General features: G+C 63.6%; 22 protein-coding genes and 2 tRNA genes. 13 read left to right on the top strand and 11 right to left on the bottom strand.

Annotation, left to right across the window (positions count from 1 at the left end; translation table 11 throughout):
- Positions 1 to 48 precede the first annotated feature (48 nt).
- The 4 genes from EL2594_RS03610 to EL2594_RS03595 all read right to left on the bottom strand — a co-directional run bounded on the left by EL2594_RS03610 (position 49) and on the right by EL2594_RS03595 (position 3,367).
- Positions 49 to 1,545, bottom strand: coding sequence for a sensor histidine kinase (locus EL2594_RS03610; protein ID WP_011413698.1), 1,497 nt, complete (start codon positions 1,543 to 1,545; stop codon positions 49 to 51).
- Positions 1,496 to 2,173 (bottom strand): response regulator transcription factor, encoded by a 678-nt coding sequence (locus EL2594_RS03605; RefSeq protein WP_011413697.1) that lies wholly within the window; start codon positions 2,171 to 2,173, stop codon positions 1,496 to 1,498. Before EL2594_RS03605 ends, EL2594_RS03610 begins: the two co-directional genes overlap by 50 nt.
- A gap of 71 nt (positions 2,174 to 2,244) precedes the next feature.
- On the bottom strand, positions 2,245 to 2,547 hold the full coding sequence (locus EL2594_RS03600) for a PepSY domain-containing protein (RefSeq protein ID WP_041685041.1): 303 nt from the start codon (positions 2,545 to 2,547) through the stop codon (positions 2,245 to 2,247).
- 82 nt (positions 2,548 to 2,629) lie between these two features.
- A complete protein-coding gene (locus tag EL2594_RS03595; protein WP_011413695.1) occupies positions 2,630 to 3,367 on the bottom strand; it encodes an SIMPL domain-containing protein in 738 nt (245 codons plus the stop codon).
- Between the two features lie 113 nt (positions 3,368 to 3,480).
- Between EL2594_RS03595 and EL2594_RS03590 the strand changes: the two genes are divergently transcribed.
- Genes EL2594_RS03590 through EL2594_RS03580 form a run of 3 tightly spaced genes read left to right on the top strand, consistent with a single transcriptional unit; the run spans position 3,481 to position 7,451 of the window.
- Positions 3,481 to 5,034 carry an amidohydrolase family protein gene (locus EL2594_RS03590; protein ID WP_011413694.1) on the top strand — a complete coding sequence of 518 codons (1,554 nt, stop codon included), beginning with the start codon at positions 3,481 to 3,483 and terminating at the stop codon, positions 5,032 to 5,034.
- A 51-nt stretch (positions 5,035 to 5,085) separates the two neighbouring features.
- A complete protein-coding gene (locus tag EL2594_RS03585) occupies positions 5,086 to 6,885 on the top strand; it encodes an ABC-F family ATP-binding cassette domain-containing protein (protein ID WP_011413693.1) in 1,800 nt (599 codons plus the stop codon).
- Complete coding sequence (locus EL2594_RS03580; RefSeq protein WP_011413692.1) at positions 6,882 to 7,451, top strand: uracil-DNA glycosylase family protein; 570 nt, start codon at positions 6,882 to 6,884, stop codon at positions 7,449 to 7,451. Before EL2594_RS03585 ends, EL2594_RS03580 begins: the two co-directional genes overlap by 4 nt.
- A 42-nt stretch (positions 7,452 to 7,493) precedes the next feature.
- Here the strand turns inward: EL2594_RS03580 and EL2594_RS03575 are convergent, their stop codons facing one another.
- A complete protein-coding gene (locus EL2594_RS03575; RefSeq protein ID WP_041685639.1) occupies positions 7,494 to 7,967 on the bottom strand; it encodes a DUF6456 domain-containing protein in 474 nt (157 codons plus the stop codon).
- 96 nt (positions 7,968 to 8,063) lie between these two features.
- Between EL2594_RS03575 and EL2594_RS03570 the strand changes: the two genes are divergently transcribed.
- Positions 8,064 to 8,636: a helix-turn-helix domain-containing protein gene (locus tag EL2594_RS03570; RefSeq protein ID WP_011413690.1), complete on the top strand. Its 573-nt coding sequence runs from the start codon at positions 8,064 to 8,066 to the stop codon at positions 8,634 to 8,636.
- Complete coding sequence (locus EL2594_RS03565; protein WP_011413689.1) at positions 8,633 to 9,826, top strand: glycosyltransferase; 1,194 nt, start codon at positions 8,633 to 8,635, stop codon at positions 9,824 to 9,826. The genes EL2594_RS03570 and EL2594_RS03565 overlap by 4 nt, the downstream gene beginning before the upstream one ends.
- Before the next feature lie 11 nt (positions 9,827 to 9,837).
- Here the strand turns inward: EL2594_RS03565 and secF are convergent, their stop codons facing one another.
- From secF to yajC, 3 genes are read right to left on the bottom strand one after another with little or no spacing between them, the layout of a single operon-like run.
- A complete protein-coding gene (secF, locus tag EL2594_RS03560; protein ID WP_011413688.1) occupies positions 9,838 to 10,818 on the bottom strand; it encodes a protein translocase subunit SecF in 981 nt (326 codons plus the stop codon).
- Between the two features lie 11 nt (positions 10,819 to 10,829).
- Positions 10,830 to 12,428 carry a protein translocase subunit SecD gene (secD, locus tag EL2594_RS03555; protein WP_011413687.1) on the bottom strand — a complete coding sequence of 533 codons (1,599 nt, stop codon included), beginning with the start codon at positions 12,426 to 12,428 and terminating at the stop codon, positions 10,830 to 10,832.
- 29 nt (positions 12,429 to 12,457) lie between these two features.
- The gene (gene yajC, locus EL2594_RS03550) at positions 12,458 to 12,778 is read right to left on the bottom strand and encodes a preprotein translocase subunit YajC (RefSeq protein ID WP_011413686.1); all 321 of its coding nucleotides are present in this window, start codon (positions 12,776 to 12,778) and stop codon (positions 12,458 to 12,460) included.
- Between the two features lie 219 nt (positions 12,779 to 12,997).
- Here yajC and EL2594_RS03545 point away from each other — a divergent pair.
- Both EL2594_RS03545 and EL2594_RS14855 read left to right on the top strand, forming a co-directional pair.
- Positions 12,998 to 13,074: transfer RNA gene (locus EL2594_RS03545), tRNA-Pro, on the top strand.
- Positions 13,075 to 13,123: 49 nt separating this feature from the next.
- The gene (locus EL2594_RS14855) at positions 13,124 to 13,633 is read left to right on the top strand and encodes a lasso peptide biosynthesis B2 protein (protein WP_011413685.1); all 510 of its coding nucleotides are present in this window, start codon (positions 13,124 to 13,126) and stop codon (positions 13,631 to 13,633) included.
- Here the strand turns inward: EL2594_RS14855 and EL2594_RS03535 are convergent.
- Positions 13,615 to 15,198 (bottom strand): sodium/sugar symporter, encoded by a 1,584-nt coding sequence (locus EL2594_RS03535; protein WP_011413684.1) that lies wholly within the window; start codon positions 15,196 to 15,198, stop codon positions 13,615 to 13,617. The genes EL2594_RS14855 and EL2594_RS03535 overlap by 19 nt on opposite strands.
- A 259-nt stretch (positions 15,199 to 15,457) precedes the next feature.
- Between EL2594_RS03535 and EL2594_RS03530 the strand changes: the two genes are divergently transcribed.
- Together EL2594_RS03530 and gdhA are read left to right on the top strand one after the other, a co-directional pair.
- Positions 15,458 to 15,811 (top strand): thiol-disulfide oxidoreductase DCC family protein, encoded by a 354-nt coding sequence (locus EL2594_RS03530; protein ID WP_011413683.1) that lies wholly within the window; start codon positions 15,458 to 15,460, stop codon positions 15,809 to 15,811.
- A gap of 110 nt (positions 15,812 to 15,921) precedes the next feature.
- Positions 15,922 to 17,277, top strand: coding sequence for an NADP-specific glutamate dehydrogenase (gdhA, locus tag EL2594_RS03525; RefSeq protein WP_011413682.1), 1,356 nt, complete (start codon positions 15,922 to 15,924; stop codon positions 17,275 to 17,277).
- A 40-nt stretch (positions 17,278 to 17,317) separates the two neighbouring features.
- Here the strand turns inward: gdhA and EL2594_RS03520 are convergent.
- Positions 17,318 to 17,407, bottom strand: a tRNA-Ser gene (locus tag EL2594_RS03520).
- Between the two features lie 147 nt (positions 17,408 to 17,554).
- On the opposite strand from EL2594_RS03520, the gene hspQ reads away from it, so the two are divergent.
- Positions 17,555 to 17,935: a heat shock protein HspQ gene (gene hspQ / locus EL2594_RS03515; RefSeq protein ID WP_011413681.1), complete on the top strand. Its 381-nt coding sequence runs from the start codon at positions 17,555 to 17,557 to the stop codon at positions 17,933 to 17,935.
- A 10-nt stretch (positions 17,936 to 17,945) separates the two neighbouring features.
- Here the strand turns inward: hspQ and EL2594_RS03510 are convergent, their stop codons facing one another.
- Entirely contained in the window at positions 17,946 to 18,794 is an 849-nt protein-coding gene (locus EL2594_RS03510) for an ABC transporter permease (protein WP_011413680.1), read from the bottom strand.
- Positions 18,795 to 18,905: 111 nt separating this feature from the next.
- On the opposite strand from EL2594_RS03510, the gene EL2594_RS03505 reads away from it, so the two are divergent.
- The 3 genes from EL2594_RS03505 to EL2594_RS03495 all read left to right on the top strand — a co-directional run bounded on the left by EL2594_RS03505 (position 18,906) and on the right by EL2594_RS03495 (position 21,230).
- Positions 18,906 to 19,580, top strand: a complete 675-nt coding sequence (locus tag EL2594_RS03505; RefSeq protein WP_011413679.1) for a GcrA family cell cycle regulator — start codon at positions 18,906 to 18,908, stop codon at positions 19,578 to 19,580.
- A gap of 98 nt (positions 19,581 to 19,678) precedes the next feature.
- The gene (locus EL2594_RS03500; protein ID WP_011413678.1) at positions 19,679 to 20,200 is read left to right on the top strand and encodes a DUF1993 domain-containing protein; all 522 of its coding nucleotides are present in this window, start codon (positions 19,679 to 19,681) and stop codon (positions 20,198 to 20,200) included.
- A gap of 112 nt (positions 20,201 to 20,312) precedes the next feature.
- Entirely contained in the window at positions 20,313 to 21,230 is a 918-nt protein-coding gene (locus EL2594_RS03495) for a DUF481 domain-containing protein (protein ID WP_011413677.1), read from the top strand.
- The last annotated feature ends 22 nt before the right edge of the window (positions 21,231 to 21,252 follow it).

Genomic DNA, 21,252 nt, shown 5'->3' with positions numbered 1-21,252 from the left:
TCAAAGGGGCCGGTTTTCCGGCCCCTTTTCTTTGTTCGTCTGAAAATCCTAAACTTGGCCCGCGCGCGGGAGAGATAATCGCACGAGCAGCCCGCCCAGGTCTTCGCTTTCCGCCAGATCGACACCGCCGCCGTAAATCTCTGCAACATCGCGCACGATAGCGAGGCCGAGGCCGGTACCCGGCTTGCCCGTGTCGAGCCGCACACCGCGATCGAAGATGCGATCGCGCTCGTCTTCGGGAATGCCTGTTCCATCGTCTTCGACCCAGATGACGCACGCTTCGACCGCAGGTTCGGCATCGATCGTGACGAATACCGTACCGCCGCCGTACTTGGCTGCATTCTCGATGAGATTGCCGAGTATTTCGTCGAGATCCTGCCGCTCTATCGCGACCTCGACTTCCTTGTTGCCGTCGATGTCGAAACGGCTGTCCGGATAAAGCCGCTCGACCGCACGCTGCACCGCTTGCGCGCTCTGCCACACCGATGTGCGCGCATGGCCGACCGCCCGCCGCCCGACCGCGCGGGCGCGCGCCAGGTGGTGATCGACATGGCGCTGCATCGTGCGCGTCTCGCGCATCACGGCGGTACTGAGATCGGGCGATTGGGCCGTGGCGGCGTTGGTGAGCACCGTCAGCGGGGTCTTGAGCGCATGGGCGAGGTTGCCGGCATGGGTCCGCGCCTCCTCCGCCTGTTTCTCCGAATGCTCCAGCAATGCGTTGAGTTCTTCGACCAGCGGCTGGACTTCCAGCGGCAGCGGATCGGTCACACGGTTGCGCCCGGTCGAACGGATGCGCTGGATGGCCAGCCGTACTCGCCGCAGCGGACGCAAACCGTAATAGCTTTGCAGCGCCGCCAGCACGAGCAGGCCGACGGCCAGCACGACAAAGCTCCAGAACAATATCGAACGAATTCGCGTGATCTGCGCGTCGAGTTCGTCGCGCGCAGAGGCGACGGTAAAGGTCCACCGTGTGTCGCTTCCCGGCAGGATCACCGAGCGTTCGACAACCCTCAGCGGCTCGTCGGCAAACTGGTTGCTGTCGTAATAGTGGGGATCGTCGTCGATGTGATCGCCCTGCACCTGCAGGCTGCGATCCCACAGGCTGCGACTCGGGAAGGGTTCGTGCCCCTCCCCGCTGATCTGCCAATAGACGCCGCTGTTTGGCTCGAGAAAGCGCTGGTCGCCCAGCGCACGATACAAAAGAACTTCTCCATCCGGGCCGATCTCTGCCGATGAGAGCAGCGCCGTTTGCACATATTCGAGCTGCTCGTCGAAATTGCGCTCGACCAGATTGGTGAGGGTGCGATCGAGGGCGATGCCTCCGCCAAGCAGCAGTACCAGGATCCATGCCGCCGAAATCAGCATCATCCGGCGCGCAAGACTGCCGGTGTGTGGAGCCTCCGCCTGCTCCTCTGGCGTCAGCGGATGCGCGGCGTCGCCCGTATCCGGCGCGCCAGTCACCGCGCCCTCTTCGAGTGCGGCATCGGACGCGTCGTCAGGCCCGCGGCGCGTCGGCCGGGTCGTCGAGGCTGTAGCCGAGTCCACGGATCGTCGTAATCACTTCTGCGCCCAATTTCTTGCGGATGCGCGTTACAAAAACCTCGATCGTATTGGAATCGCGGTCGAAATCCTGATCGTAGATATGCTCGATCAGTTCGGTACGGCTGACCACCTTGCCCTTGTGGTGCATCAGATAGCTCAGCAGCTTGTATTCTTGCGCCGTCAGCTTGACCGGCTCGCCCTTTAGCGAAACGCGGCCCGAACGGGTGTCCAGCCGGACATCGCCGGCGGTCAGCTCGCTGGACGTGTTGCCCGAAGCGCGGCGGATCAAAGCGCGTAGCCGCGCGATCAATTCCTCGGTCTGGAACGGTTTGGCGAGATAATCGTCGGCCCCCGCGTCGAGACCTGCCACCTTGTCCGACCAGCTGTCGCGCGCCGTTAGCACCAGGACCGGAAAGTCGCGGCCTTCCTTGCGCCACATGCCGAGTACGGTCAGCCCGTCGATCTCCGGCAGGCCAAGGTCGAGAATCACGGCATCGTAATCTTCGGTGCTACCGAGAAAGTGGCCGTCCTCGCCATCGGTCGACAAGTCCACGGCATAACCGTTCTGCTCCAGCGTACTCTTGAGCTGCTGGCCCAGCGTCGGTTCGTCCTCGACAATCAGGATGCGCATAGAAATTCGGGTCCCCGTTGAGTTCGCTCGCCTATTGGCGCGTTTGGTGGGATCGCGTCAATGGGAAGCGGTCAGCGCGTCCGCCGGAGAATTTTGCCAGTGCGTGCATCGACATCGACGAACAACACGCGGCCATCGCGAATGAATTTGAGGCGATAGGCCATGGCAGCCGAATCATAGGCGGGGCCCAGATATTCAGCTCCGCGCATCGAAGGCAGCACGCGCTTTTCGATCTCCCGCAGCGGCAAAACGTTGCCCGCCTGCATCTCCTTGCGCACTTCACCCTGCGGGGAACGCTGTTGCGCGGAGGCAGGCACGGCAAGGCCGCAAGCGACAAGCGCCATACCCAAAGCTGCTGAAAGGACCTGTTTCATGATGCTCGAATGCCTAGCGCGGCGCCATTGAACAAGCTGTGAATATTGCGGGGTCGCTGCATTCAGGGTGATTGCGCGGTCGTTAACGGACCATCTCGAAGGTCAGTTGCAGGTTGACCCCGGTGCCGACCAGGCCCGGTTCGATCGGGGGTGGCGGCGCGGCGGCCTCGGCCCGCGCTGCCGTAACCATGATCTGATCCCGCGCGATCGGACCACCCGGCCCGCGAATGGCTTCGGCAACCTGCAGCAGCCGGACGCCCGAATAGCCGGCGAAGCGGGCATATTGCTCGGCCTGCGCCTTCCCGCGCTCGAGCGCACGTTCGCGTGCCACAGCCTTCGCTTCGGTATCGTCCTCGATCGAAAAATTGGGCCCGAAGATGTCGGTCGCTCCGGCACTGACCAGCGCGTCGAGCACTTCGCCCGCCCGCTGAATCTCGCGCAGCTTCACGCTGACGCGATTGGTCGCCTGGTAGGCGCGGAAGACCTGCTGCTGGGTGGTGCGATTGTAATCGTATTGCGCGTTGAGGCCGATCCGCGAGGTCTGGATATCGCGTGACTGGATGCCGAGCGCTTTCAGCAGGTCAATGACCCGCCGCATCTCTGCCGAGTTGCGCCGCAGCGCTTCCACGGCCGTAGGGGCCTGGGTGGTCACGCCCGCCCCGATCGTCACAATGTCGGGTTCGACCTCGACTTCCTCGTAAATGCTGAGTTCGACCACAGGATTGGTTGCCGTAATGGATACTTCGGCCGCCGATGCGGGGCCAGCCGCAAATGGTGCCGCTGCCAGCGCCGCGGCGAGAGAAAAGGTCAGTGCGCGCATGATTTTACTCCTGTCCCGATGCAGCTTCCAACCCGCGCAATGAAGCGCGGCTTAACCGGCTGCTTGCAATAGCAAAGCGGAAAGCTAGGCATGGTTCCAACAGGGGAACATCCATGCGTATCTTGAAATCGATCTGTCTCGCCATGCTGGCCGCGCTGGCCGCTCCGGCGTTTGCCCAGGGCATGGAGCGCGTGCCGGATCGCCCGGTGGGCGAGGGACAGGGGCCGTATGGCTCGCTGCTGATCAAAGGCGCGACCATGATAGACGGCAGCGGCGCACCGCCCGAAGGCCCGGTCGACATCCTCGTCGAGGGCAACCGGATCGCGCGGATCGCGCGCGGGGGCGCCAATCTCTCTGCGGATCGCACCATCGATGCCACCGGCATGTTTGTGATGCCGGGCATGGTCGACGTGCATGGCCATAATGGCGACCCGGACAAGGCCCCGCAGCCCTCCTACGGCTTCAAACTATGGCTCGCCCATGGCGTGACCAGCGTACGCGGCGTGGGCTTCGGCTTCGGGCCCGACGATCCCTCGCTCGACCAGAAGCGCCGCAGCGCCGCGAATACCATCACCGCGCCGCGCCTGTTCGCCTACACGGTCCCCGGCGGCTCCTGGACCAGCGGAGCTGTGCAGACCCCCGCGCAAGGCCGCGCCTGGACGCGCTGGGCGAAGGCTCAGGGCTATGACGGGATCAAGTTCTTCAACAGCGAAGACCCGGCAACTCTCGCCGCAATCCTCGACGAGGCCGAACAGCAGGGCCTGGGCACGGTCGCCCATCTCGGCCAGCGCGGCGTGGCGCAAGTCAATGCCCGCAAGGCGGTGGAACTGGGCTTGGACGGCATAACCCATTTCTACGGACATATGGAAAGTCTCCTCGATGACCGTTCGACGCCGGATTACCCGGCGGACTACAACTACCTCGACGAGCAATCGCGTTTCGCGTGGGTCGCGCGGCTGGAAGCGCAGGCGGTCGAGCCGGGCAGCGAGAAGTGGGACGAATATATCGACTTCCTCGTCGAGAATGGCGTCACTCTCAGCCCCACTTTCAACATCTATGCCGCCAGCCGTGATGTGATGCGCGCACGAACGCTGGAATGGCACGAGCGCTACACCCTGCCCTCGCTTATGAACTTCTACGAGCCGAGCCTGACCAATCACGGCAGTTACTACCATGACTGGACCAGCGAGGACGAAGCGGCCTGGAAGCGCTTCTACGCCAAGTGGTTCGCCCTCACCCGCGATTTCAAGAACAAGGGTGGCCGCGTAACTGCCGGGTCGGACCCGGGCTATATCTACCAGACCTGGGGTTTCGCCTATGTCGCCGAACTGGAAATGCTGCGCGAAGCGGGGCTGACGCCGATGGAAGTGATCCAGGCCGCCACCATCAATGGCGCACGCGAAATCTATGATCCGAAAGGCAGTGCGCCACCCTTCGGCATGATCCGCGAAGGCATGCTGGCGGACTTGGCGATTGTGGACGGCAACCCGCTGGAAAACCTCAAAGTGCTTTACGGCACAGGCCATCGCCGCCTGAACCGCGAGACCAACCAGCTCGAGACGGTCGGCGGGGTGCGCTGGACGATCAAGGACGGGATCGTCTTCGATGCCAGGGCCCTGCTTGCCGATGTCGCGCAAATGGTCGAGGCGCAGAAAGCCGCTCGCTAGCCCTATTGCTCGCTTGCGGGCGCGCGCGCCCTCGCCTACCTGCCGCCGCCTATGGCACAGCCACCGATCTTGAGTTGGGAAGGTCTCGGACTGCAACAGGGCGGGCGCTGGCTGCTGGGCGGCCCTGACCGCGAGGACATCGACCTTCATATCGGTCCGCGTGACCGGCTGGCGCTGATCGGCCGCAACGGCGCGGGCAAGACCACGCTGTTCCGCCTGATCAGTGACCAGATCGAAGCCGATCGCGGACAGCGAAAAGTCAAGCAGGGCACGCGCATCGTGGTGCTGGAACAGGATCCGGATTTTGCCGGGCACGCGACGCTGATGGACTGGGCGTTGGCTGGCGAGAACGCGCCGCAGCAGCACGAGGTCGAGTCGATTGCCGGGCAGCTCGGCATCGATATGACCACATCTGCGGAAGGCGCCAGTGGCGGTGAGCGACGCCGCGCGGCGATCTCTCGCGCATTGGCGCAGGACCCCGACCTGCTGTTGATGGACGAGCCGACAAACCACCTCGACCTGTCGGCCATTGAATGGCTGGAAGGCTGGCTGGATCGCTACAAGGGCGCGTTCATCGTCATCAGCCACGACCGGACCTTCCTGAAGCGGCTGACGCGCGCGACGTTTTGGCTGGACCGGGGAATCATCCGCCGCAAGGAAGTGGGCTTCGGCGGCTACGAGGCGTGGGAAGAGCAGGTCTATGCCGAGGAAGCACGCGCCGCCGAAAAGCTCGATGCCAGGCTGAAGCTCGAAGCGCACTGGCTCGAACGCGGCGTGACCGCCCGGCGCAAGCGCAACCAGGGGCGGCTCGAAGCACTGTGGAAGATGCGCGCAGCGCGGGCGGCGATGATCGACACCGGCGGCACGGCCAAGCTCAAGCTGGCGGTGGAGGAGGACTTCAAGTCCAAGTCCGTGATCGTCGCAGAGAACATCACCAAAACCTATGACGGTCGTACCATCATTCGGCCCTTCAGCCTTCGCATCCAGCGCGGCGACCGGATCGGGATCGTCGGTTCCAATGGTGCGGGCAAAACGACGCTGCTCAAGATGCTGACCGGCGAACTGGAGCCGGATAGCGGCACGGTCGAGATCAGCAAGAAGCTGAGCGGTGTGATGATCGACCAGCAGCGCAGCCTTATGGAGCCCGACCGCACCGTGCGGCAGGTGCTGGCCGAAGGCGGCGACTGGATCGATGTGCGCGGCAATCGCAAGCATGTGCAGGCGCATCTCAAGGACTTCCTGTTCGACCCCAGGATCGTCGATACCAAGGTCGGCATCCTTTCGGGCGGCGAGCGATCGCGGCTGCTGCTGGCGCGCGAGTTTGCCCGCAAGTCCAACCTGCTCGTGCTCGACGAGCCGACAAACGATCTCGACCTCGAGACGCTCGACCTGCTGCAGGAAGTGATCGCGGATTACGAGGGCACCGTGCTGATCGTCAGCCACGACCGTGACTTCCTCGACCGTACGGTCACTCTGACGCTGGGCCTCGACGGTAGCGGCAAGGTCGATGTCGTCGCCGGCGGCTATGAGGACTGGGAAGCCAAGCGCAGCACGCGCAAGGTGGGCAAGACGAAGGAGGCTGCCAAGCCGAGCGCCCCGCCCCCGCCTCCGCCACCCAAATCCACCAAGCTCTCTTACAAGGACCAGCGCGACTACGAGATTTTGCCTGCGAGGATCGAGGAGCTGGAGGCTGCCATAGTCAAGGGTGAGGCGATCCTCTCCGATCCAGACCTCTACAGCAGCGACCCACAGCGCTTTGCCGATATTTCCAAGGGCGTCGAAAATGCACGGAGCGAGAAGGACGCGGCCGAGGAGCGCTGGCTGGAGCTCGCGGAACTGGTCGAGGGATGAGCCTGCAAGCCGAGATTGCGGCGTGCCGCATCTGCGCTGACAAGCTGGCTCACGATCCGCGACCGGTGGCCACATTCAGCTCCACGGCGCGTTTGCTGATTATCGGCCAGGCGCCGGGCTCTGCGGTCCATGCCAGCGGCATTCCGTGGGACGATCCGAGCGGCGACCGCCTGCGCGAATGGGCAGGGATCGACAAAGCGACGATGTACGATCCTGCGCGCGTCGCGCTGGTGCCAATGGGCTTCTGCTATCCCGGCAAGGGCAAAAGCGGAGACCTGCCACCACGTCCCGAATGCGCGCCAGCATGGCACGAACGGGTGCTCGCAGAGCTTCCGTGCGACCGGCTGACCCTGCTGGTGGGAAGCTACGCGCAGGCTTATTATCTGCCCGATACTCGCAAACAAACGCTGGCAGAGCGCGTGCGCGAGTTCGAAACATTCCTGCCGGTATTCTTTCCGCTACCGCATCCATCGTGGCGCAGCACGCTGTTCATGCGAAAAAACCCCTGGTTCGAGAAGGACGTTTTACCCGTTCTCAAGCGAAGAATTGCAGAGGCGATCCGCTAGGCTGCCCATACAGAAAACGCATCTCGCCGGATCCTCTTGCAGCTACCGGATGCGATAAAAATCGGCGACCCGGTCGAGCGCGATCCTGAGTACCAGTTTGCCTGAACGCGCCGGCCATTCGAGCGTTTTCTCGGCATTCGGCAGACTCTCGCCCGCGCACACCACGCGCCATAACACATCAGCAAGCCCCGAACCCGCCTCCGCCATGGCGCCATGAAAGCGGTCCTTCGCGGCGATCTGGCGCTCGGTGGGGGACAGACCTGCGTCGGGCCCGCCCTTCACCCGTACCGGATCCCAGCGCATCGTCACGCTCGGCGAAAGCTGCGCGCGCTCGTAATCCGCACGCAAGCGTTCCCCCGCATCGAACAGGCGGTCATCGAGATGGCCCCGAGCGTGGAGCCACGCGAGCGGGCTTTCGGCCAGATTGATCATAACCGTTCGGCGTTTGCCCTTGGCGCCGCCGCCGCGGCGCGGGCCCTCATCGGTGAGTTCGCGTTCTACCAGCTGCGGCTTCATCGGCATCTCCTGTGCGTTGCGAGTCACAGCAAGGTTGCCAAAATTCGGTTAGTGTAGGAAAGTGCTTTCACCAAAAAGGTTATCGAGGCTGACGTGATGATCAATCGCATCCGCGACATTCGTAAGGACAAGGGGTTGACCCTCGCCGATCTCGCCGAGGCGTGCGAACCGCCCACTACGGCGCAAACGATCGGCCGGCTCGAAACGGGTATGCGAAACCTGTCACTTAAATGGATGGAGCGCATTGCCGCCGCGCTTGAGGTCGATCCCGAGATGCTGGTGCGCTCGGAAGCGAACGAGCATCCGCAGATTGTTGCAAGTCTGCACGCCGATGGCCCCGAAGCCTTGGCAAAACCGCGCGACGCATTGCTCCCCACCGATACCGGTGGCGATGGCCCGCTGATGGTCCTGACGGTCGAGGTCGCAACAGGCCCTTACTTGCCCGGCGACCAGATTTGGCTGCGCCAGATACCCCCTGAAGCTGCTGCGCAAGCCATCAATCACGACGTGATCGTGCCCAGAAAGGCCGGGCGCTTTGCGTTTGGGCGACTGATCGACCGGCAAGGTTCGCTAGTCGGCTTGCTCCCGCCGGGCATGGGTCAGAAGCAACAGGTCGTCGACGACCCGGCGTGGATCGGCGTCGCCGAAATGCTGGTTCGTAGCTTATGAGCGCTGCGAAGAAGCGCGTGCTGTCGCTTTCGACCCTGTATCCGAATCCGGCCAAACCGCGCTTCGGCACTTTCGTTGCGCGCTCGCTCGAAGCGCTGGCGGAGCGCGAGGATTGGGACGTGACCGTGATCAATCCGATCGGCCTCCCCCCGCTTGCTCTCGGGTCCTATCGTGAACTGGCCGATGCGGCAGTGGACGGCGCCGAGAACGGCGTCCGTGTCTATCGCCCGACCTTTCGTTTGCTTCCCAAATTCGGTGGTCGCCTCAACCCGGGCGCAATAGCCCGCGCGGTCCTGCCGCTGGTCAAGCAGCTTCACGCGCAAGGACCGTTCGACATTCTCGACGCACAATTCTTCTACCCGGACGGGCCCGCCATCGCGAAGCTGGCAAGCGCGCTGGACCTGCCCTTCTCGATCAAGGCGCGCGGTGCCGATATCCACTATTGGGGGGACAAACCCTACGCACGCCGCATGATGCACGATGCTGCAAGCAAGGCCTCAGGCCTGCTGGCCGTATGCGAGGCACTGGCGGAAGACATGGCCACGATCGGCCTGCCGCGCGAGAAGATCACGCTGCACTACACCGGGCTCGATCGCGATCTTTTCCGTCCCCTTCAGCACGCGCAATTGCTCTCTCGCCTTGCCGAAGAACTGTCGCTGCCGCTGTCGGACGATGAGCGCCTGCTGATCACCGTCGGCGCGCTCATCCCACGCAAGGGACAGGAATATGTGGTGCGCGCGCTCGCCGGACTGCCGAGATCGCGGCTGTTGCTCGTCGGATCGGGCGACGACGAGGGGAGGTTGCGCGCACTGGCGAGCGAGCTGGGAGTGGCCGACAGAGCACATTTCCTCGGACTGCTCGATCACGACTTGCTGCCGCTCGTCCTCTCCGCCGCCGATGCGATGGTATTGCCGTCGGCCAGCGAAGGGCTTGCCAATGCATGGGTCGAAGCGCTTGCCTGCGGAACGCCGATCATCATCACCGATGCCGGTGGCGCGCGCGAGGTTGTGACCGATCGCGCCGCCGGGCTGATCGTCGAGCGTAACGCGGCTGCGATTGCCCGCGGGGTCGAAGAGCTCCTGTGCGATCCGCCCGCCCGTGCCGCAGCGGCGGCGATGGCGGAGCGCTTCGACTGGAAGGTCAACGGCGCGAATTTGGCCGAATATTACGACCGCATTCTCGACGAATAGCCCGCCAGACCTCAGGCTTGGCCACGCGCCTTTCTATCCTGCACGTCGGCCTCGCTTTCCTGCGGCACGAAGCTGTCGGAATCCACGCCCAGCCAGATCAGGATCGGCGCCGCCATATAGACCGAGCTATAGGTCCCCACGAAGATACCAAGCGTGATGGCCGCGACCAGCCCGAACAGGCTCGCCGGACCGAACAGCAACAGCGGCAGCAGCGCGATCAGCAGCGTCAGACTGGTCATCACCGTCCGCGCCAGCGTTTCGTTGACGGAAAGGTCGAGAAGTTCGGGGATCGGCATTTTGCGGAATTTCTTCAGGTTCTCTCGTATGCGGTCGTAGACGACGATCGTGTCGTTGAGCGAGTAGCCGATGATGGCGAGGATGGCGGCGATGATCTGGAGGCTGAATTCGAGCTGGAACAGCGCGAACATGCCGAGCGTCAGCGAGACGTCGTGGACCAGCGCGAACATCGCGCCCACGCCAAACTGCCATTCGAAGCGCACCCAGATATAGATCGAGATCGCGATCATCGCGGCGAGCAGGGCGTAAAGTGCGGTCTCGCGGAATTCGCCCGAAACCTTGCCCGAGACCGAATCCACCCCGTCTATGCGGACCTGCGGGTGATCGTCCCGCAGTGCGGCGGTGATCTCGCGCGTCAGCCGGTCGGCGAATTCCTTGTCGCCCTCGGCCTCGGGCGGCAGCTTGACCCGGATCGAGATCTCGTTGGGCTCGCCGAAGCGCTGCACCACCGGGTCGCCGACGCCTTCGATAGCGGTCAGCGTCTGGCGCACTTCCGGGACCGGCGCGGTTTCCTCGCCCACGAAAGTCGCGCGAATCTCCTGACCACCGGCGAAGTCGACCCCGTAATTGAGGCCGTTGGTGAACACCAATGCCCAGCTCGCCGCCATCAGCAGCAGGCTGACGACATAAAACGGCACGCGCCATTTGAGGAATTTGATATTGGTATCGTCGGGGACGAGCTTCAGCAGTTTCATCGTCCGCCTCCTTACACGTAGAGCTCTGACGGCCGCGCCTTGCGCAGCCAGCCGGCGACCCACAGGCGGGTCAGGGTGACGGCGGTAAAGACGCTGGTGAACAGGCCGATGATGAGGACCACCGCGAAGCCGCGGATCGGGCCGGAGCCGAACAGGAACAGCAGCACGCCGGCGATGAAGTTGGTCACGTTGGCATCGTAAATCGCCCGGCTTGCCTCGCGGTAGCCGTTCTCGACCGCGGCGATCACCCGCCGCCCGCGTTTTCGCTCTTCGCGTATGCGTTCGTTGATGAGCACGTTGGCATCGACCGCCGCACCCACCGTCAGCACGAAACCGGCGATACCCGGCAGCGTCAGCGTGGTGTTCATCACCGCCATGATGCCGAGGATCATGATCACGTTGATGACCAGCGCCGCCGTCGCGTAGATGCCGAAGCGACCATAGGTTGCGACCATCAGTCCGATCACCGCGATTGAGCCGATCGCCATGGCCAACAGGCCGCTGCGGATCGAATCCGCGCCGAGATCGGGCCCGACGGTGCGTTCTTCCACTACCGCGAGATCGACCGGCAACGCACCCGAACGCAGCGAAATCGCCAGCGCATTGGCGCTATCGACGGTGAAACTGCCCGAAATCTGCGCGCTTCCGCCGAGGATCGGTTCGTTGAAGCTCGGCGTCGAAAGCACTTCGCCGTCGAGGATGATGGCGAAAAGCTTGCCGACATTCTGGGTGGAAAGCTGGGCGAAGCGCTGCCCGCCCTGCTGGTCGAACTGGATGGTGACGACAGGCTCGTTTGTTTGCGGGTCGAAGCTCTGCTGCGCCCCGATCAGGCTGTCGCCGCGAATGCCGCCGAGCCGGCGCACGGCGACGGAAAGTCCTTCCTGCGCGCTGCCGGCCGCATAAGGGAAAATCTGGCTGCCCGGCGGGGCGATTCCCTGTTCGACATCGGACGGAAGCGCCGTCTCGTCGACCATCTTGAATTCGAGTTTGGCGGTCTGGCCGAGCAGTTCCTTGAGCTGGTCGGGGTCCTGCAGTCCGGGGACCTGCACCACGATGCGGGTGTCGCCCTGGCGAATGATGGTCGGCTCGCGCGTGCCGAGTTCGTCGATGCGCTTGCGCACGACTTCGGTCGCGCTGTCCATCGCGTCGGTCACCGCCTGTTCGAGCCCGTCCTGTGTCGGAGAGAGGACCACGCGGCTGGTATCGACCAAGGTGAGTTCCCACTCGCGGGTCAGGCCCTGCCCGTTCATCAGCGGAGTCAGCAGTTCCCGCGCCCGGTCGATATCGCCGCTATCGTCGAGCATGAAGCTCAGCTGCCCGTCGGCGGTCGAAACATCGCCGATGCGGATGCGCGGCTCGGCACTGCGCATGGCGTTGCGCACGGCCTCTTCCATGTTCTCCAGCCGCTGGGCGCGGACCTGGCTTGCTTCGGCTTCGAGCAGGATGTGGCTGCCACCGGCCAGGTCGAGGCCGAGATTGACCGTCGGGCTGGGCAGCGCGTCGGGCCAGCGGATCGAAGTGGTGGAAAGCAGCGACGGCACCGCCGCCAGCATCACTGCCAGCGTAATGGCCCAGAGCCAGATCTTCTTCCAGCGCGGAAATTCGAGCATGAGGTTAAGGTCCCGTCCCTACAGCGGCATCAGTCGTTCGCGGCTTCGCCGCCCGGCGGGATGATGTCGCCGATCGTGTTCTTGACCGCCTTCACGCGCACGCCCTGGCCCAGCTCGAGATCGGCGTAGTGATCGTCGACCTTGATGACCTTGCCCACGAGGCCGCCGGCAGTGACGACCTTGTCGCCCTTTTTAATGCCGGCAACCTTGGCCTGATGTTCCTTCTGCCGCTTCATCTGTGGACGGATGATCAGGAACCAGAAAATCAGCGCCATCCCGACGAAGGGGAGGATCTGCACCCAGAAAGGCGGCGGCTCGGCGCTCGCCGCAGCGGTCAAAAGGTCAAGCATGATGAAAAACCCGCAAAAGTGATCGTTCTATGGTCGTCTTGGGAGGCGAAATGGGGCGCGTGGATGCGCGCGCCAAGGACTCCGTTCGAGATTGCCGCGCCGCCTAGCAATATTGATGCAATTGGGCAACGCGCCTGTGCGCAAGCCCACAACCGAAAGCTGCCGTTTGTCCGCTTGCCAGCCGCGCGCTGCAATCCTATAGGCGCGCCTTCCACTGCTCGGGAAGTAGCGCAGCCTGGTAGCGCATCACACTGGGGGTGTGGGGGTCGCAGGTTCGAATCCTGTCTTCCCGACCAGTGGAATTTCATCCCCATTTTCCATGTGTGTGATGCTAGACCCATCGCCATGGCTCCCTGGCAGACACTCAAGCGCAAGATCGCCGGTGCCCGAAACTACAGCGCCGCCGAGCTCATGCTGGTCCCGGTCTGCCTCGCTCTCCTGGCAATTTCGCGGCTTGCCATGGCCGTGCTTCCTTTCGGTGCGCTACTCGCGCTCGCAGGTCGCCGTGCCGGCACCGTCGATGCGGCTTCGTCCCCACCGGGAACCGATTCCCGGCAGGATCGACTGGCCCGATGTGTGGGCCGCGCCTTGCGGGCGACGGCATCGCTCGTGCCGTGGCGCGCGGATTGCCTGCCGCAGGCCATCGCGGCTTGCCTTTTGCTCAGAGCTTATCGCATTCCCTATCGCATGACGATCGGGCTGGAGCCCGGGCAACGCACGCATGCTGCAACATCCATGCATGCGCATGCCTGGGTCGAGGCAGGTCGCCGGGTGATTACCGGCGGGCCTGTGGACCCCATGCTCAGACCTGCCGTGCGCGTCCTCTCGCGCCGCGCCTACCACAACCAGATGTAGAGCCCGACGAGTATCGCCACGACCACCATGGCAAGCGTATTGAACAGCATGCTGGTGGCGAAGGCGATATCGCCCAGCTTCACGGTCCGCTCTTCTTCCGGTGCCCCCGTCATGCGCGACACGAGGGCGGCCGCGATGATCGAAAGCACGAAAACGCCCCAGATACGGATGATGAAGGGCACGTCCGGCAGGCCGAACTTGAGCATGACGTTGACCGCCAGCGAGCCAAGCAGCGCGGTATAGGCGCCCGCCGTGTTCATCTTCCTGTCGAAGAAGCCGAGCAGGAAGACGACAACGATTCCCGGCGCGATGAAGCCGGTATATTCCTGCACCGTCTGGAAGCCGCTTTCGAAGCCGCCGATGAAGGGCCGCGCCAGGACGAGCGCGATCAGCATTGCCGCAAAGGCGGCGACCCGGCCGACGATCACGTAGTGGTGTTCGCTCTTCTCGGGCTTCGCCGCGCGATAGAGGTCCATCGTGAAGATGGTCGAGATCGAATTCATCATCGAAGCGAGCGATGAGACGACCGCCGCGATCAGCGCTGCGAAGACGAGGCCGCGCAGGCCGGCCGGGGCGAAGCTCATCAGCTCGCCATAGGTGCGGTCGGACCGTTCGGCGAGGGCCTGGCCGTCCAGCAGCCCCTGCTGCGCCAGCATGATGGCGGCGATGCCGGGAACGACGACGATGAACGGCACGAGGATCTTGAGCAAAGCCGCGAAGGCGAGGCCCTTCTGCGCTTCGCCCAAACTCTCCGCGCCCAGCGCGCGCTGGATGATATACTGGTTGAACCCCCAGTAACTGAAATGCAGCACCCAAAGCCCGCCGAGCAACGTCCAAATGCCCGGCAGGTCGCTGTAGGACGGATTGCTTTCGTCGAGGATCATTGCGAAGTGGCCCGGGATCTCCTGCATCAGCATGCCGAAGCCCGCGAGTGCGCCGTCGGCAGGCAGCGCATCGAGCGCGATCCAGGTGATGGCGATGCCGCCGATAATCAGGATGACGACCTGGATGATGTCGGTCAGCGCAACCGCCTTGAGGCCGCCGTAGAGCGAGTAGAGTACGGCAAAGCCCGCCAGCGCCGCCATCGCGCTCATGACGCCCCAGCCCGTGAGCGATGTCACAGCGAGCCCGCCCAGCCATAGCACTGTGGTGAGGTTGACGGCGATGTAGAGCGCGACCCAAAACACGCTCATCAGCGTTTTCACGCCGTGTCCGTACCGCTGGTCGAGGAATTGCGGCATGGTGTAGATCTTGCGCCTGAGGAAGATCGGCAGGAAGTATTTGGCAACGATGATCAGGACGATCGCCGCCTGCCATTCGTAGGCCGCGATGGCGATACCGACGACGTAGCCCTGCCCCGACTGGCCGATGATCTGTTCGGCCGAGATATTGGAAGCGATCAGCGAGGCGCCGATGGCCCACCACGGCAACGCGCGACCGGCGAGGAAGTAATCCTCCGTGTTCTTGGCGTGTCCCTTGGGCTCGCGACTGACGAACAGGGCGATGCCGAGCAGCGCGAACGCATAGCCCGCAATAATGACAATATCGGTGGTCTCGAGCGACACGGTCTGTTCTCCCCCACAGGCGACCGGTTGCCCCGGCTCATCCCGATCCTTCCCTCACGACCGGACCTAGCCAACGCGCGGGACAGGTCCAGTGGAATTCGAATGCATTGCCGTAGAACGGGCACCTGCAATCAAAAACCCGGAGATCAGACGTACGCGCGGTCCGGGCCAAAATGTCAGTGCCCGAATTGCGCCCCGCTAAGTCTACCGCCCTCGAGCCAGATTGCGGGCAGTCCGCGCAAAACCGATATCACGGGGCATGAGCAACGCCGTGACCGTCTGGTACGATGGGAAGTGCCCGCTGTGCATCCGCGAAATCGCTGTGATGCGACGGCTTGATCGCCGCGGTGCGATCGACTTCATCGATGCGACCGGCATCGAAGAGGCGGCCTGCCCTGTCGATCGCACCCTGCTGCTCGGTCGTTTCCATGCGCGCGAGAACGGTCGGCTGCTGTCCGGTGCGGCGGCTTTCGCGGCGATGTGGCGCGCCATTCCGCTGCTCCGCCCCCTCGGCCTGCTGGCACGGCTGCCGGGCGCGACCTGGTTGATCGAGAGGCTGTACCGCGCCTTCCTGAAAGTCCGCCCGCGCCTGCAACGCCTGTTCGGCAGCTGATCCCCGGCGTGTTGTCTTCGCCACTCGGCCCCCTTTCGCCGACCTGTGCGTTGCCCACGCATTAGCCACCCAATTCGCAAACCTGCCGCGTCGCCGGAAGAAGGAACCTCATGGCCGCAACAGACCACGTCGATTTCGAAAAATTCATGGAGGGCGTAAACCGCCGCAACCCGCACCAGCCAGAATTCGTGCAGGCCGTGCAGGAAGTGGCACAGGACATCTTCGAATTCATCGAGGACAAGGAGCGATACCACTCCGAACAGATCCTCCGCCGCCTGACCGAGCCTGATCGCATCGTCAGTTTCCGGGTCTGCTGGGAAGACGACAAAGGCGATATTCGCGTGCAGCGCGGCTGGCGGGTGCAGAACAACAACGCCATCGGGCCTTACAAGGGTGGGCTGCGGTTCCACCCTTCCGTCACCGAGAGCGTGCTCAAGTTCCTCGCTTTCGAACAGACCTTCAAGAACGCGCTCACGGGCCTGCCGATGGGCGGCGGCAAGGGCGGATCGAACTTCAACCCCAAGGGCAAGAGCGATCGCGAAATCATGCGCTTCTGCCAGAGCTTCATGACAGAACTCTATCGCCATATCGGCCCCGACACCGACGTGCCGGCCGGCGATATCGGCGTCGGATCGCGCGAAATCGGTTACATGTTCGGGCAGTACAAGCGGATCACCAATCATTTCACCGGCGTCCTGACCGGCAAGGGGCTGGAATTCGGCGGCTCGCCCTTCCGCCCGGAATCGACCGGCTACGGCGCAGTGCTGTTCCTGTGCCACATGTTGAGCCACCGGGACGACGCGATCGATGGCAAGACGCTGGTCATCTCCGGCGCCGGCAACGTGGCCACCCATGCGGCGGAGAAGGCCGTGCAACTGGGCGGCAAGGTCGTGACGCTGTCGGATTCCGATGGCTTCGTTTACGATCCGGACGGCTTCGATCAGGAAAAGATCGACTGGGTTCGCCGGCTCAAGGAAGAAAATGACGGCAGCCTTTCGGCCTATCCCGAGGAATTTTCCAATGCCGAGTTCCACGAAGGCAAGCGGCCGTGGCAGGTCGAATGCGATATCGCGATGCCCTGCGCGACGCAGAACGAATTGTGCAAGGACGATGCGAAAACCCTGATCGACAACGGCTGCATGGCGGTGGTCGAAGGCGCCAATATGCCGACCGAGCTCGAAGCCGCCCATGTCATCAAGGACGCCAAAATCCTGTTCGGCCCGGGCAAGGCCGCCAATGCCGGCGGCGTCGCCGTATCGGGCCTGGAAATGAGCCAGAACTCCGCCCGCCGGACGTGGGAACAGGTCGAACTCGAACAGATGCTGCAGGACATCATGAAAGGCATCCACGAACGCTGCCTGAAGCACGGCGAGCAGGACGACGGCTACGTCGATTACGTCAAGGGCGCCAATATCGCCGGTTTCAAGAAAGTGGCCGACGCGATGCTCGCCTTCGGCGTGGTGTGACGCTGCGCGCAAACAGCCGGATGTGGTAGAGTAGGGTAAATGGCGGAGAGGGAGGGATTCGAACCCTCGATACGGTTGCCCGTATACTGCATTTCGAGTGCAGCGCATTCGACCACTCTGCCACCTCTCCGCGAGATGACCCAATTGCTCGGGACCGGTCGAAGGCGCGCCACTTAGCGCTCGCCCCCGTCCTTGCCAAGCCCTCAATCGCACGAAATCGGGGGACCGGGACCATCGGCCCATTGTGCACCCGCACACGCCACCTATATTTCCGCCTATGGATAGCGCGACATTCTTCTCGCCCCAGGCCGGCCGCCAGATCGAGGCGCCCCTCAGGCTCAATGCACGGTTCGGCATCGGTGATGTCGTGCGCCATCGCATGTTCGATTTTCGCGGAGTGATTTTCGATATCGACCCGGTCTTCGCCAACAGCGAAGAATGGTATGAATCGATCCCGCAGGAAATCCGCCCGCGGCGCGACCAGCCCTATTACCACCTCTTCGCCGAGAACGAGGATTCGTCCTACGTCGCCTATGTAAGCCAGCAGAACCTGGTGGCCGACAGCGAGAACGGCGCGGTCGAGCATCCGCAGGTGCCCGAATTGTTCGGCGAATTCGACGGCAAGCGCTATCGCATGCGCCGCTCGCTGACGCATTGAGCGGCGCTGGTTAGTCCTTGATCTTCCAACCGGATTTCAGGATCCGATAGACCACGACCGCAAATACGAGATTGAACAGGCCGAGCGCGATGGCGGCCTGCACCACCGGCTCTGCGCCCTGCCCGATATCGCTTTCGCCGAGGAAACCGTAGCGGAAGCCCGAAATCACATAGAAAAACGGGTTGGCGCGGCTGATCGCCTGGAACAGTTCGGCAAGGTTGTCGATGACGTAGAACGTGCCCGAAAGCAGGCTGAGCGGGGCGATCACGAAGTTGGTGATGGCGGCGTTATGGTCGAACTTCTCCGACCAGATCGAGGTCAGCAGCCCCGCCAGCGAGAGCATGATCGCGCCCATGAGGCCGAACCAGACGATCGCCCACGGCGCGACTGGCGCTAGCGTCACGCCCGGCCACAGCAGCATCGCGGCCGCAACGGCCAAACCCACCAGGATCGCGCGCGTCACCGCCGCGCCAACGATCCCTGCCATCAGCTCGCCTTCGCTCAATGGCGGCATCAGCAGGTCGATGATGGTGCCCTGGATCTTGCCCGACAGCAGCGAGAAGGAGGAGTTGGCGAAAGCATTCTGCATCATGCCCATCACGATCAGCCCCGGTGCCACGAAGCTGGCGAAGGGCACGCCCAGCACTTCGCGCCCCTCGCGGCCCAGCGCGACCGAGAAGATGACGAGGAACAGCAGCGTGGTCACAGCAGGCGCCCAGATCGTCTGCGTCTGGACCTTGAAGAAGCGGCGCACTTCCTTGAGGTAGAGGCTCCACAACCCCAGCCAGTTCACGCCGGTGAAGGTCGGTTCGCCTTGCGGGCGGAACGGCGCAGGGCCGCGGGGCGCTTGATCGCTCATGGCGCGGCGGGTAGGCGCTCGCGCAACTGCTGGCAAGATGGGCGCTGGCACAATCGCCTCCGCATCCCTATATGGTCCCGGCACACGAACGACAGGCAGTTAGAGTTATCCATGAGTTGGACTGAAGAACGCACCGCGACGCTCAAGAAGATGTGGGAAAGCGGTGCCACGGCAAGCCAGATCGCCGAGGAACTGGGCGGTGTTTCGCGCAATGCGGTGATCGGCAAGGCGCACCGCCTCGGCCTCAAATCGCGCCCTTCCCCGGTCAAGGCCAACGAGAAGAAGAAGGCGGCGGCCAAGCCTGCGGCGAAACCGGCGGCCAAGAAGCCCGCGGCGAAGGCAGCCCCCAAGCCGGCGGCAAGACCCGCTGCGCCGCGCCCCGCCCCTGCGCCCTCCGGCAACAACGCGACGCCGTCACAGCCGCTCCCCAATGCAGGTAAGAACGACCTGCCCAAGATCGTCTCCGTCGGTCCGGGTGGCTTCCTGCGCCAGGGTCCCGGAGACCAGCAGGCCCCGATCCCGCCCGCACCGCCGCGCCGCCTTGTCCCGGCCAAGCCGAGTCCGGAGATTGCCGACAAGACCAGCCTGCTCGACCTCAGCGAAAAGGTCTGTCGCTGGCCAATGGGTCATCCCGGCGAGCCCGACTTCCATTTTTGCGGCGAAGCGGTGAACCCCGGCTTCCCCTATTGCGTCGAACATTGCGGCCGGGCCTATCAGGCGCAGTTGCCGCGCGGCGCGCGCCGCCCCCCACCGCCACTGCCGTTTGGCGGGCCGCGCGTCCGCTGAGGCTGTCAGCCAAGAAATACAAAGGCCCGTCGGTTTCCATCGGCGGGCCTTTTGTTTAGGCCTTCAGCCGACCCATATCGATTGTCAGGAGTTTCCCTATGCCGCTCAGCCTTCATGCCGCCTATGTCCCTAGCGCCCTGCAAATGCTCGGCACTGCCAACCACTTGCTGGACAAGACCGAGCAATGGTGCGCCGACGAGGACTGCGATCATGGCAAGATTATCGGTGCGCGGCTGATCGAGGACATGCTGCCCTTCTGCTACCAGATCAAAAGCGTGGCCGAGCATACCGCCGGATCGATCGAGGCCATCCGCGAAGGCATTTACAGCCCCGACCTCAATCCGCCGCCGACCAGCTTCGACGATCTGCGGGCCAAGCTCGCCAAGGCGACCGAGGTCATGCAAGCGCTGACCGAGGACGAGATGGAAAGCTGGATCGGGCGCGACATGCGCTTCGAATTCAAGGATCGCGGCATGGACTTTACCGTGGAGGATTTCCTGCTCAGCTTCAGCCAGCCCAATTTCTACTTCCACTGCACCGCCGCCTATTCGATCGCGCGCATGCTGGGCGTCCCCATCGGCAAGATGGACTACATGGGCGCAGTGAGGATCAAGCACTAGCCGCGCCGACCGGACAACGCCCCCTGCGCGGGTCATCACTGCGCAGCGGCGCCCCGTCCCTTGATCCGCGCCCCGTCCCTCCTCTAGGGGGCAGGCAAAGAAGGATTATCCGATGTCCTGGACACGTACCCTCCTGCCGCTCGCGGCGGGCCTTACCGCAACGCCTGCGCTGGCGGAACTGCCCGACAGCACCCGGGCGATGATCGAGGCTGCGATCGCCAAGGGCGACCCGGACAAGGTCGCCACGGTGATCGATCTGGCGCGCGAAGTGCATCCCGAAGATGCAGCGGAGCTCGATGCCATCGCCGCGCAATTCGCCTCGCAGCAACAGGCACTCGCCGCAGAGGAAGCCGCCGCCGAAGAGGAAGCCATTCGCGAGGCGGGCCTGTTCGACAACTGGACCGGCGAAGGCCAGATCGGGGCGTTTCGCTCGACCGGCAACAGCTCCAACACCGGCATCACCGCAGGGCTGAAACTGGCGCGCTTGGGCATCGACTGGCGGCATAAGCTGCGCGGACTGGTCGATTACCAGCGCAGCAACGGGATCACCACGCGCGAGCAGTTTCTCGCCGCCTACGAAGTCAATTACGACCTCAGCGGCGATCTCTATGCCTATGCGCTCGCGCAATACGAGCGTGACCGGTTCCAGGGCTTCTCGGCGCGCTATTCTGCTTCCGGAGGGCTCGGATACCGTGTGATCGAGAACGAAAGCATGAACCTCGAGGTGAAAGCCGGTCCGGCCTGGCGGCGCACCGAGCGCACCAATGGCACCAGCTCCACGCGGATCGCCGGGCTCCTGGCAGCCGATTTCGACTGGCAGATCGCCGACACCATCGCCTTCACGCAGGATGCGAGCGCTTTCGTGCAGAGCGACAATTCGACTTTCATCGCAACCACGGGGCTGGAAGCGGGCCTCACCGACGCGATCAAGGCGCGAATTTCCTACACGGTCGAGCACGATACCGATCCGCCGCCGGGCGCCATCAAGACCGATACGCTGACGCGCTTCACGCTGATCTACGGTTTCTGAGGCGGAGCGGAGCGGAGCAACG

The organism is Erythrobacter litoralis HTCC2594, from assembly GCF_000013005.1.
Taxonomy (GTDB): Bacteria; Pseudomonadota; Alphaproteobacteria; order Sphingomonadales; family Sphingomonadaceae; genus Parerythrobacter; species Parerythrobacter litoralis_A.
This window is presented reverse-complemented; position numbering and strand designations above follow the sequence as displayed.

What these genes read in the sequence shown, in the direction of transcription:
- EL2594_RS03605 (WP_011413697.1), bottom strand. Translation starts at nt 2,173, where the DNA reads ATGCGCATCCTGATTGTCGAGGACGAACCGACGCTGGGCCAGCAGCTC.
- EL2594_RS03600 (WP_041685041.1), bottom strand. Translation starts at nt 2,547, where the DNA reads ATGAAACAGGTCCTTTCAGCAGCTTTGGGTATGGCGCTTGTCGCTTGC.
- EL2594_RS03595 (WP_011413695.1), bottom strand. Translation starts at nt 3,367, where the DNA reads ATGCGCGCACTGACCTTTTCTCTCGCCGCGGCGCTGGCAGCGGCACCA.
- EL2594_RS03590 (WP_011413694.1), top strand. Translation starts at nt 3,481, where the DNA reads ATGCGTATCTTGAAATCGATCTGTCTCGCCATGCTGGCCGCGCTGGCC.
- EL2594_RS03585 (WP_011413693.1), top strand. Translation starts at nt 5,086, where the DNA reads ATGGCACAGCCACCGATCTTGAGTTGGGAAGGTCTCGGACTGCAACAG.
- EL2594_RS03580 (WP_011413692.1), top strand. Translation starts at nt 6,882, where the DNA reads ATGAGCCTGCAAGCCGAGATTGCGGCGTGCCGCATCTGCGCTGACAAG.
- EL2594_RS03575 (WP_041685639.1), bottom strand. Translation starts at nt 7,967, where the DNA reads ATGAAGCCGCAGCTGGTAGAACGCGAACTCACCGATGAGGGCCCGCGC.
- EL2594_RS03570 (WP_011413690.1), top strand. Translation starts at nt 8,064, where the DNA reads ATGATCAATCGCATCCGCGACATTCGTAAGGACAAGGGGTTGACCCTC.
- EL2594_RS03565 (WP_011413689.1), top strand. Translation starts at nt 8,633, where the DNA reads ATGAGCGCTGCGAAGAAGCGCGTGCTGTCGCTTTCGACCCTGTATCCG.
- secF (WP_011413688.1), bottom strand. Translation starts at nt 10,818, where the DNA reads ATGAAACTGCTGAAGCTCGTCCCCGACGATACCAATATCAAATTCCTC.
- secD (WP_011413687.1), bottom strand. Translation starts at nt 12,428, where the DNA reads ATGCTCGAATTTCCGCGCTGGAAGAAGATCTGGCTCTGGGCCATTACG.
- yajC (WP_011413686.1), bottom strand. Translation starts at nt 12,778, where the DNA reads ATGCTTGACCTTTTGACCGCTGCGGCGAGCGCCGAGCCGCCGCCTTTC.
- EL2594_RS14855 (WP_011413685.1), top strand. Translation starts at nt 13,124, where the DNA reads ATGGCTCCCTGGCAGACACTCAAGCGCAAGATCGCCGGTGCCCGAAAC.
- EL2594_RS03530 (WP_011413683.1), top strand. Translation starts at nt 15,458, where the DNA reads ATGAGCAACGCCGTGACCGTCTGGTACGATGGGAAGTGCCCGCTGTGC.
- gdhA (WP_011413682.1), top strand. Translation starts at nt 15,922, where the DNA reads ATGGCCGCAACAGACCACGTCGATTTCGAAAAATTCATGGAGGGCGTA.
- hspQ (WP_011413681.1), top strand. Translation starts at nt 17,555, where the DNA reads ATGGATAGCGCGACATTCTTCTCGCCCCAGGCCGGCCGCCAGATCGAG.
- EL2594_RS03510 (WP_011413680.1), bottom strand. Translation starts at nt 18,794, where the DNA reads ATGAGCGATCAAGCGCCCCGCGGCCCTGCGCCGTTCCGCCCGCAAGGC.
- EL2594_RS03505 (WP_011413679.1), top strand. Translation starts at nt 18,906, where the DNA reads ATGAGTTGGACTGAAGAACGCACCGCGACGCTCAAGAAGATGTGGGAA.
- EL2594_RS03500 (WP_011413678.1), top strand. Translation starts at nt 19,679, where the DNA reads ATGCCGCTCAGCCTTCATGCCGCCTATGTCCCTAGCGCCCTGCAAATG.
- EL2594_RS03495 (WP_011413677.1), top strand. Translation starts at nt 20,313, where the DNA reads ATGTCCTGGACACGTACCCTCCTGCCGCTCGCGGCGGGCCTTACCGCA.